The 8,411-nt window shown below is 63.9% G+C and carries 7 protein-coding genes; 5 read left to right on the top strand and 2 right to left on the bottom strand.

Annotation, left to right across the window (positions count from 1 at the left end; genetic code table 11):
- The 3 genes from selD to ACE3TQ_RS26550 form a co-directional block, all read left to right on the top strand.
- Positions 1 to 543, top strand: a 543-nt coding sequence (gene selD, locus ACE3TQ_RS26560) for a selenide, water dikinase SelD (RefSeq protein ID WP_374586710.1), incomplete at its 5' end; no start/stop codon positions are given.
- A 3-nt stretch (positions 544 to 546) separates the two neighbouring features.
- Positions 547 to 1,080 carry an HD domain-containing protein gene (locus tag ACE3TQ_RS26555; protein ID WP_374586708.1) on the top strand — a complete coding sequence of 178 codons (534 nt, stop codon included), beginning with the start codon at positions 547 to 549 and terminating at the stop codon, positions 1,078 to 1,080.
- A 78-nt stretch (positions 1,081 to 1,158) separates the two neighbouring features.
- A complete protein-coding gene (locus ACE3TQ_RS26550) occupies positions 1,159 to 2,151 on the top strand; it encodes an alpha/beta hydrolase (protein WP_374586706.1) in 993 nt (330 codons plus the stop codon).
- Between the two features lie 16 nt (positions 2,152 to 2,167).
- Here ACE3TQ_RS26550 and ACE3TQ_RS26545 read toward each other — a convergent pair whose 3' ends face one another.
- The gene (locus ACE3TQ_RS26545; RefSeq protein WP_374586704.1) at positions 2,168 to 2,854 is read right to left on the bottom strand and encodes a hypothetical protein; all 687 of its coding nucleotides are present in this window, start codon (positions 2,852 to 2,854) and stop codon (positions 2,168 to 2,170) included.
- A gap of 5 nt (positions 2,855 to 2,859) precedes the next feature.
- Positions 2,860 to 3,300: an Lrp/AsnC family transcriptional regulator gene (locus ACE3TQ_RS26540; protein ID WP_374586702.1), complete on the bottom strand. Its 441-nt coding sequence runs from the start codon at positions 3,298 to 3,300 to the stop codon at positions 2,860 to 2,862.
- A gap of 276 nt (positions 3,301 to 3,576) precedes the next feature.
- Between ACE3TQ_RS26540 and leuA the strand changes: the two genes are divergently transcribed.
- A complete protein-coding gene (gene leuA / locus ACE3TQ_RS26535) occupies positions 3,577 to 5,274 on the top strand; it encodes a 2-isopropylmalate synthase (protein WP_374586700.1) in 1,698 nt (565 codons plus the stop codon).
- Between the two features lie 130 nt (positions 5,275 to 5,404).
- A partial coding sequence (locus tag ACE3TQ_RS26530; protein WP_374586698.1) for a DUF4214 domain-containing protein occupies positions 5,405 to 8,411 on the top strand: 3,007 nt, incomplete at its 3' end.

Here is an 8,411-nt window from a genome sequence, read left to right as displayed (position 1 = left end):
GCCGGCGACGTGCTGGTGCTGGGCAAGCCGCTGGGCGTGGGCGTGCTGTCGGCCGCGCTGAAGAAAGGCGTGCTGGGCGACGAAGGCTACAAGGCCATGATCGAGAACACCACCAAGCTGAATAAGCCGGGCAAGGCGCTGTCCGAACTGCCGGGCGTGCACGCCCTGACCGACGTGACCGGGTTCGGCCTGCTGGGCCACCTGCTGGAACTGGCGCGCGGCGCCAAGCTGACCGCCAGGCTGGATATGGCGCAGATCCCGCTGCTGCCCGGCGTGGAAAAGCTGGCGCACGACGGCTTCTTCACCGGCGCCTCCGGCCGCAACTGGGATGCCTACGGCAAGGACGTGCTGCTGTCGCCGAATATCACCCAGCCGCAGCACACCCTGCTGACCGACCCGCAAACCTCGGGCGGCCTGCTGGTCTCCTGCGACCCGGCCAGCGTTGATGAAGTACTGGCCCTGTTCCGCAGCCACGGCTTCGAACACGCCGCCGTGATCGGCGAAATGGCCGCCGGCGAACCGCGCGTGCAAGTCGCCGCCTGAGCCATGCTCACCCGGCTCGCGCTGTTCGACGAACTGCTTGAGCAGCGCGCGCCGGCCATCGGCGGTGATTTATCCGCCTATCGCAATCACTGCTACCGCATCATCAATTTCGCCCACGCGCTGGCCGGCGGCGATCCCGACCAACTGGACAAGCTGGCCATCGCCGCCGCCTTCCACGACATCGGCATCTGGACCCACGACACCTTCGATTACTTGCCGCCCTCCGAGCAGCAGGCGCGCAACTGGCTGGAGAACAAGGGACACGCCGCCTGGTCCGACGAAATCGTCGCCATGATAGCCATGCACCACAAGGTCACCGCTTGCGCGCCGCACCACACCGCCTTGGTGGAAGCCTTCCGCCAGGCCGACTGGGTCGATGTCACGGCCGGCGTCATACGCCACGGGCTGCCGCGCAGCTTTATCCGCCAGGTGCAGGCGGCCTTCCCCGACAACGGCTTCCACCTGCGGCTGCTCCAGCTCAGCGTCAAGCGCGCCTTGCGCCACCCATTCAACCCGCTTCCAATGATGCGCTGGTAGAAAATTAAGTTTGACAAATTTACAAATACCCAACTACCATCCGTTTACATAACCGCTTATGCAAATTCCCACTAGTCCATGAAACTTCGCACCGTCTACGCCACCCTTGCCCTGCTCGCCCCGTTTGCCACCCTCGCAGCGGAAGCCGACCACGCCGTGTACGCCTCCCCGCAACAGCTGGTGGACATCGGCGGACGCAAGCTGCACCTGCACTGCCAGGGCAGCGGCGACACCACCGTGATTTTCTCCTCTGGTTCCGGCCGCCCGGGCTCCGACTGGGCGCTGGTGCAGCCGGAAATCGCCAAGCGCGCCCGCGCCTGCATTTATGACCGGGCAGGATTCGGCTTCAGCGACGCCAGCCCGCGCGCCGGCAGCATCAACCACGCGGTGGACGACCTGCATGCCCTGCTGCGCAAGGCGGGCCTGAAGCCGCCGTTTGTCCTGGCCGGCAACTCCTACGGCGGCATGATCGTGCAGCAGTACGCCTACCGCCACCCGAAAGACGTGGCCGCGCTGGTCCTGCTGGATGCGCAACATGAGGATGAAGCGCCGCGCCTGGACAAGCTGACCAACGGAGCCTACACACGCCGCACGCGCCAGCTGTGGGAGATGGACAAGACGTGCCTGGCCCAAGCGCGAAAAGGCTTTGTCGCCGGCAGCGAGCTGGAAGGCGTCTGCGTGCAAGGCGGCCAGGAACCATGGGGCCCCGCCCTGCAGGCCGCCCTGGCACGCCAGAAAGCGATGCCCAAGCACTGGCACGCCAGCATCGCCGAGAATTCACAGCTGTACGACGTCAGCCCGGCCCAGTTGCGCAAGTCACGCAAGCCGTTTGGCGATATGCCGCTGGTGGTGCGCACGCGTGGCGTGAGCCCCTACCTGGTCCCAGGCCAGGAACCCAGCGCAACCAACAAGGCGATCGAGGCCGCCAATAAAACGATGCAGGACGAGGTGGCTGCCCTGTCCACACGCGGCAGCAACGAAGTTGTGGCCGATGCCGGGCACGCCATCCACATGGAGAAACCCGATGCCGCCGTGCGCGCGGTGCAGGCGGCACTGGACATGCTGCCCTGACTGGACCTCCGCGGCCCTATTTCAGGAAACGGAAAGTCGGTTCGATGTTCTTCGAATGGAGGAAGTTCACGATATCCTCCAGCGTGGCGTCCCGCAACAGCAGGCCATCCTGCGCCGCACTTGGCTGCGGCGCCGCGCCCGCCGCCTGGCTGGCTGCAGCGCCAGCGGGGCGCAATTGGTCCAGTGCGCGCGCAAACTGCTCCGGCGCGATGCACTCCAGGCGTTCCAGCAATGTCAGCTGCCCCGCTTCCGGCGGCTGTATTTCCAGCCCTTCGTCGCCGGCGAAAGACGCACCCATGCCGGGGTTGATGAAGGCGGCCCACTTGCCGCTGGCCGGATCAAGGCGCGGCGGCAGCGTCGACGCCGATGCAGGGGCGGCGCCAACGGCGGCCGGCTTCAGCGCGGGGCAATAAGCATCCCACAGCAGCCCGGCAAACTCGCGTGCCTGCGCCAGCGGCACGGGCTGCGCCAGCGACAGCCACAGGCCATACGCGCCATCGCCGGAAATGCTGACCGCCGGCGCGGGCAGTGCCAGCGCTGTCTGCAGCGCGTTCGCTACCACGCACAAGCGCTCCCAATGCCCGTCTTCCGCGTCGTCCGGCAGGCGCCGGAATGCCAGTGAGATGGCGCGCGTCAGGCCCGCCGCTTCCGCTTCCGGCTCGGCCAGGTACAGCCGCTTGAGTTCTGTATTCAGTTTTTGCATGTCGCCTATTGTAATGGCGCGCGCACCGGCATCTGGTGCAGGATCACGCGGCTGTAGGTTTCCTGCACGCCGGCCCGGTCGCGCAAGGCGTCGATCAGGCTAAGTAAATGGGCCTGGTCGCGGCAGGCCACGCGCAGCAGGCCGTCGTAGTTGCCGGTCAGGAGCGCCACTTCCAGCACGCCCGGGATGGTCTTCACGATCTCCTCGAACTCGTGGGTGTTCATGCCCGCTTTCAGCTTGATGTCGATATAGGCCTGCAGGTGCAGGCCGAGCGCCGCATGGTCGACCCGCGCCTCGAACGCCAGGATCACCCCTTCCGCCACCAGGCGCCGCACGCGGTCGGCCACGGTGTTGGCGCTGAGGTTCACGCGCTCGCCCAGATCCTTAAAACTTATCCTCGCATCATCGCGCAAAAGCCCGATTATTTCTCGATCAATCTTATCCATATCCGATTATTCCTCGCCAGTAAGGGGATTTTAGCACCGTAAAGCGCGGAAACGTCGCAAATTGCCGCTGAGATTTTTCCTTGACAGGGGCAAATCCGGTGCCGTACATTGGACGACATGACCTCGCATTTGCACATCTCTGCACACCTGCCAGGCGCCCTATCCCTAGGGGCGCTACTACTGGCACGCGCCTGAATACCCCCAGCAGTACCCGCGTTGGCTGCGCAAGCGCCACGCCCCGGTTTCCAAGAATTCGAAAATCACAGGAGTATCACCATGATGTTGAAGAACCCTGCCGCCAAATATCGTCCATACCCGACCGTCGGCCTGACCGACCGCACCTGGCCGAACGCCGTCATCAGTAAGCCGCCCATCTGGATGAGCACCGACCTGCGCGACGGCAACCAGGCCCTGATCGAGCCGATGAGCGTGGAGAAGAAGATCAAGTTCTTCGAACTGCTGCTCAAGGTGGGCTTGAAGGAAATCGAGGTGGGCTTCCCTTCCGCATCGCAGACCGACTTCGACTTCGTGCGCAAGCTGATCGAGGAAAACCGCATCCCGGACGACGTCACCATCATCGTCCTGACCCAGGCGCGCGAAGAGCTGATCCGCCGCACGGTCGAGTCCTGCATCGGCGCCAAGCGCGCCATCGTCCACATGTACAACTCCACCGCCCCGGTGTTCCGCAAGGTGGTGTTTGGCGCCAGCCGCGAAGAGATCACCGCCATCGCCACCAATGGCACCAAGCTGGTGAAGGAATTGCTGGCGCAGCATCCGGAAACCGACTGGACCTATGAATACACTCCGGAATCGTTCTCCACCACCGAGCTCGATTTCGCCAAGCATATCGTGGACGCCGTCTCCGCCATCTGGCAGCCGACGCCCGAGAAGAAAATGATCGTCAACCTGCCGGCCACGGTCGAATGCTCGACCCCGAACGTGTACGCCGACCAGATCGAATGGATGTCGCGCAAATTGCAGCGCCGCGATTCCATCATCATCTCCGTGCACCCGCATAACGACCGCGGCACCGGCATCGCCGCCGCCGAACTGGCCGTGATGGCCGGCGCCGAGCGCGTCGAAGGCTGCCTGTTCGGCAACGGCGAACGCACCGGCAACGTCGACCTGGTCACCCTCGCGCTCAACCTCTACACCCAGGGCGTGCATCCGGGCCTGGACTTCTCCGACATCGACGCCGTGCGCAAGATCGTCGAAGAATGCAACCAGCTGCCGGTGCACCCGCGCCACCCGTACGTGGGCGACCTGGTGTTCACCGCCTTCTCCGGCTCGCACCAGGACGCGATCAAGAAGGGCTTTGCCAAGCAGCAGGAAGGCGCGCCGTGGGAAATCCCTTACCTGCCGATCGACCCGCAGGACGTGGGCCGCAGCTACGACGCGGTCATCCGCGTCAACAGCCAGTCCGGCAAGGGCGGCATGGCTTACCTGCTGGAACAGGACTACGGCCTTGAATTGCCGCGCCGCCTGCAGATCGAGTTCTCGCGCGCGGTGCAGAAGGTGGCCGACCAGACCGGCCTGGAAATCACCTCCGAAGGCATTTACCGCATCTTCGAGAACGAATACCTGGCACAAACCACGCCTTACGCTTACGCCTCGCACAAGATGGTGGAAGACAGCTCGAGCGACGAGCCGGTGCAGATCGACATTGGCCTGATCCACAACAAGGCATCGCTCTCGCTGCAGGGCGGCGGCAACGGCCCGATCGACGCCTTTGTCGATGCGCTTGGCCTGGACGTGACGCTGATGGACTACCACGAGCACGCCATCGGCCATGGCGCCAACGCCAAGGCGGCCTGCTATGTCGAGCTGCGCCTGGACGGCGGCCCGACCCTGTTCGGCGCCGGCATCGACAGCAATATCGTCACCGCCTCGTTCAAGGCGGTGCTGAGCGCCATCAACCGCCAGATCGCGGCCCGGGCGGAGAGCGCCAGCGGCATTGCCCAAGCCGCCGCGTAAGCGGGCGTATCCGGGCGCCCTTCCCGCGGCGCCCGGAATTCATTGCAGGGAAACGCAATGAGTTTGCATTTCTTGCAAGCGGCCACAATGGTCGTTAACATGCTGCCAATTGAATTTTATCTTGTGCAACATGTCGACCAATACCGCTCCCTCCCTCATCGCCAACCATACCGGGGCCACCGGCAAGATCGCGGATTATCTTCACGCCCACGGGCAAACGCTTCAACCCGATGGCCGGCTGATCAGTCTTGGCGGCGGCAGCACGATCCTGCGCATCAATCCCGATGGCACCCTGCACTCTGCAGTCGGCACCACGCCCGATGTACGATTCGGGCAAGACAACACCTATTTCAGCGTCGAAGCTAACGGTTTTCAGTTGATGCCCGATGGCAAAGTCGTCGTCGGTGGAACTTACCGCACTTCGCGCGACACCGATCCGAGCGGCTTCGTCCTCTACCGCTTGAACGCCGATGGAACGGTCGACAAGACTTTTGCCAAGGGCCAGGGCTGGGTCTCCGCCAATCCCGGCGATCGTGAAGAAGCGACCGGCATGCTGGCCACCCCTGACGGGAAATTCCTGGTGGTCGGCACATCGGGTTCCGGGCCGGTATCGGCGCCGGGCAACAACGCCATCGCCATTAGCCGCTTCACGAGCAAAGGCGAGCTGGACCTTGGCTTTGGCGAGCAGGGGACCGCGAAAATCCAGGGCGATAATATTTTCCTCCACAAGACCATGTTGCAAGCCGACGGCAAAATCCTTGCTGTGGGCTCGCGCAAAAATGGTAGCGCGAACGAAGCGGTCATCTACCGCATCAATGCCGACGGCAGCCCGGATACGTCGTTTGGCAATGGCGGCAGCACCATCGTCGCCTTCGATTCGCCAGTTTCACAGATCCAAGCCCTGGCCATCCAGCCCGACGGGAAAATTGTCACGGCCAGCGTTGCCTACGGGCACAACACGCCCGGCATCACCTCCATGTACGGCATTGCGCGGCTGAACGCCGACGGCACGCTCGACCAGGAATTTGGCAATGGCGGCAAGACCGTGGTTTTCCCGGGTTCGCCACCATCGTCCGCCGAACAGGCCGGCGGCACCCTGCTCGGCGCCTGGGTCACGTCGGTGCTGGTACGCCAGGACGGCAGCATTATCGCCGGCGGCAGCATCCTTAACAGTTCACCCGCCAGCGGCCAGTACAGCTTGCTCGCCTTGCGTGCCAATGGCGAGGTCGACACCAGTTTTGGCACCAATGGCTTCGCCACCAGCGACCGGAGCGCGGGCAGCACTTTTTCCCATAACCTGGTGGAGATGCGCGACGGCCGCCTGTTCATTTCGGGCCTGGGCGGGCCAGCTTCCGAGTACGCCATTCACAGCTTCAATGCGAACGGCACGCGCGACCTGACCTTCGGCGCAGCCGGCACCGGCAGCAGCAATACCGTCAACTACAAAGAAGGACATGCAGCGATTGCACTGAACAGCGGCATCATCCTGCAAGACCAGGAGCTCGCCGTCGCCGGCTACCGGGGCGCCAGCCTGGTATTGCAAAGGCATGGCGGCCCGAATGCGTCCGACTCCTTCGACGCCACGGGCAGGTTGAGCTTCATCGACGGCAATATCGTGGTCGGGGGCGAGATCATCGGTTCGGTGCAATCCGGCGCCGGCAGCCTGCGGCTTGACTTCAACGCCAACGCCACCCAAGCCCTGGTCAATCTGGCCTTGCGTGGCATCGCCTACCGCAACACGGCCGACCTGGACGCCAACGCAACGGTGAAGATCGACTGGATCTTTAACGATGGCGGCGCGGCCAACGCAGCGGCCCTGACCGCGCAGGCCAGCACCGACGTCCGCCTCATCGCCGGCAAAGCTCCGGCCTGGATCGAGCAGTTGCTAGACACGTCCGACGCCATCGCCTTGCGCCAGGACTTGCGCGCTTACCTCGGACAGGACCCGGTGCTGAACGTTCACTACCGGGCCGATGGCAACGCCGCGCCCCTGACCGAGGCCGAGCGGGCCATGGTGGACGACCTGCTGGCCAGCATTGCCGCGCACAGCGGGCTGAGGTTTGGTACCCAGGCTGGCAGCAACGCGCTGGAAATCCACTCGTCCGCCGAACTCGGCAAAGGCAAGTTCGCGTTTGCGGAACTGTCCAGCAATGGCGCCGATATTTACCTTGGCAAACCCGGCAGCGGCACTATCCGCAGCCTGCTCCCTGAGTTGAACATGCACCTCATGCATGTACTGGGCTTGGGTGGGGACAGCACCATGTCCACCAACCTGAGTCCGCTGCACATCGCAGCGCTGCAATACCTGTACGGCCCCAGCACCACGATGCGCACCGGCGATGACACTTACAAGCTGGACAGCGTCCGCTCGCACATGCTGTGGGACGGCGCCGGTACCGATACCATCGATGGCAGTGGCCTGAGCCACGACCTCACCCTGCATCTGGAAGCCGGACACTGGGATTATGTCGGTAGCAAGGGGATCAGTATCGGCCAGGCGGGGCAGATCACCATCAACTATGGCAGCAAATTTGAAAACGCCAACGGGGGCAGCGGCAACGACAAGCTCTTTGGCACCACGGAAGCCAATGTGCTGCGCGGCGGCGCCGGCAACGACTTCATCACCGGCAACGGCGGCGATGACACCATCGATGGCGGCGCTGGTCTGGACACCGTCAACTTCGCCGGCAAGCGTGCCGACCACAGCGTCACCGCCACGGCCAACGGCTTCAGCATCAGCAGCAGCACCAGCCTGGATAGCGTGACCGGGGTCGAGCGCCTGCACTTCGCCGACGGCGACAAGGCGCTCGATATCGACGGCAAGGCGGGCCAGCTGTTCCGCCTGTACCAGGCCATCTTCAACCGCAAGCCGGACGAGGCCGGCCTCGGCTACTGGCTGAAGGCGGTGGATAACGGCACCACGATGGAGTCGGTGGCGCTGGAGTTCACCAAATCGGCCGAGTTCGCCAAGATGTATGGCGTCAACGTCAGCAACAGGGAAATGCTGACCAAGATCTACGACTACGCCCTGCACCGCCAGCCCGACAACGACGGCTTCGCCTGGTGGCTCGATGTGCTCGACAACAAGAAGGCCAGCCTGGGCACGGTGCTGTATGGCTTCAGCGAAAGCAAGGAAA

The sequence above is a fragment of the Pseudoduganella sp. genome (assembly GCF_041914865.1).
Lineage (GTDB): Bacteria > Pseudomonadota > Gammaproteobacteria > Burkholderiales > Burkholderiaceae_D > Rugamonas.
This window is presented reverse-complemented; position numbering and strand designations above follow the sequence as displayed.

What these genes read in the sequence shown, in the direction of transcription:
- leuA (WP_374586700.1), top strand. Translation starts at nt 3,577, where the DNA reads ATGATGTTGAAGAACCCTGCCGCCAAATATCGTCCATACCCGACCGTC.
- ACE3TQ_RS26545 (WP_374586704.1), bottom strand. Translation starts at nt 2,854, where the DNA reads ATGCAAAAACTGAATACAGAACTCAAGCGGCTGTACCTGGCCGAGCCG.
- ACE3TQ_RS26555 (WP_374586708.1), top strand. Translation starts at nt 547, where the DNA reads ATGCTCACCCGGCTCGCGCTGTTCGACGAACTGCTTGAGCAGCGCGCG.
- ACE3TQ_RS26540 (WP_374586702.1), bottom strand. Translation starts at nt 3,300, where the DNA reads ATGGATAAGATTGATCGAGAAATAATCGGGCTTTTGCGCGATGATGCG.
- ACE3TQ_RS26550 (WP_374586706.1), top strand. Translation starts at nt 1,159, where the DNA reads ATGAAACTTCGCACCGTCTACGCCACCCTTGCCCTGCTCGCCCCGTTT.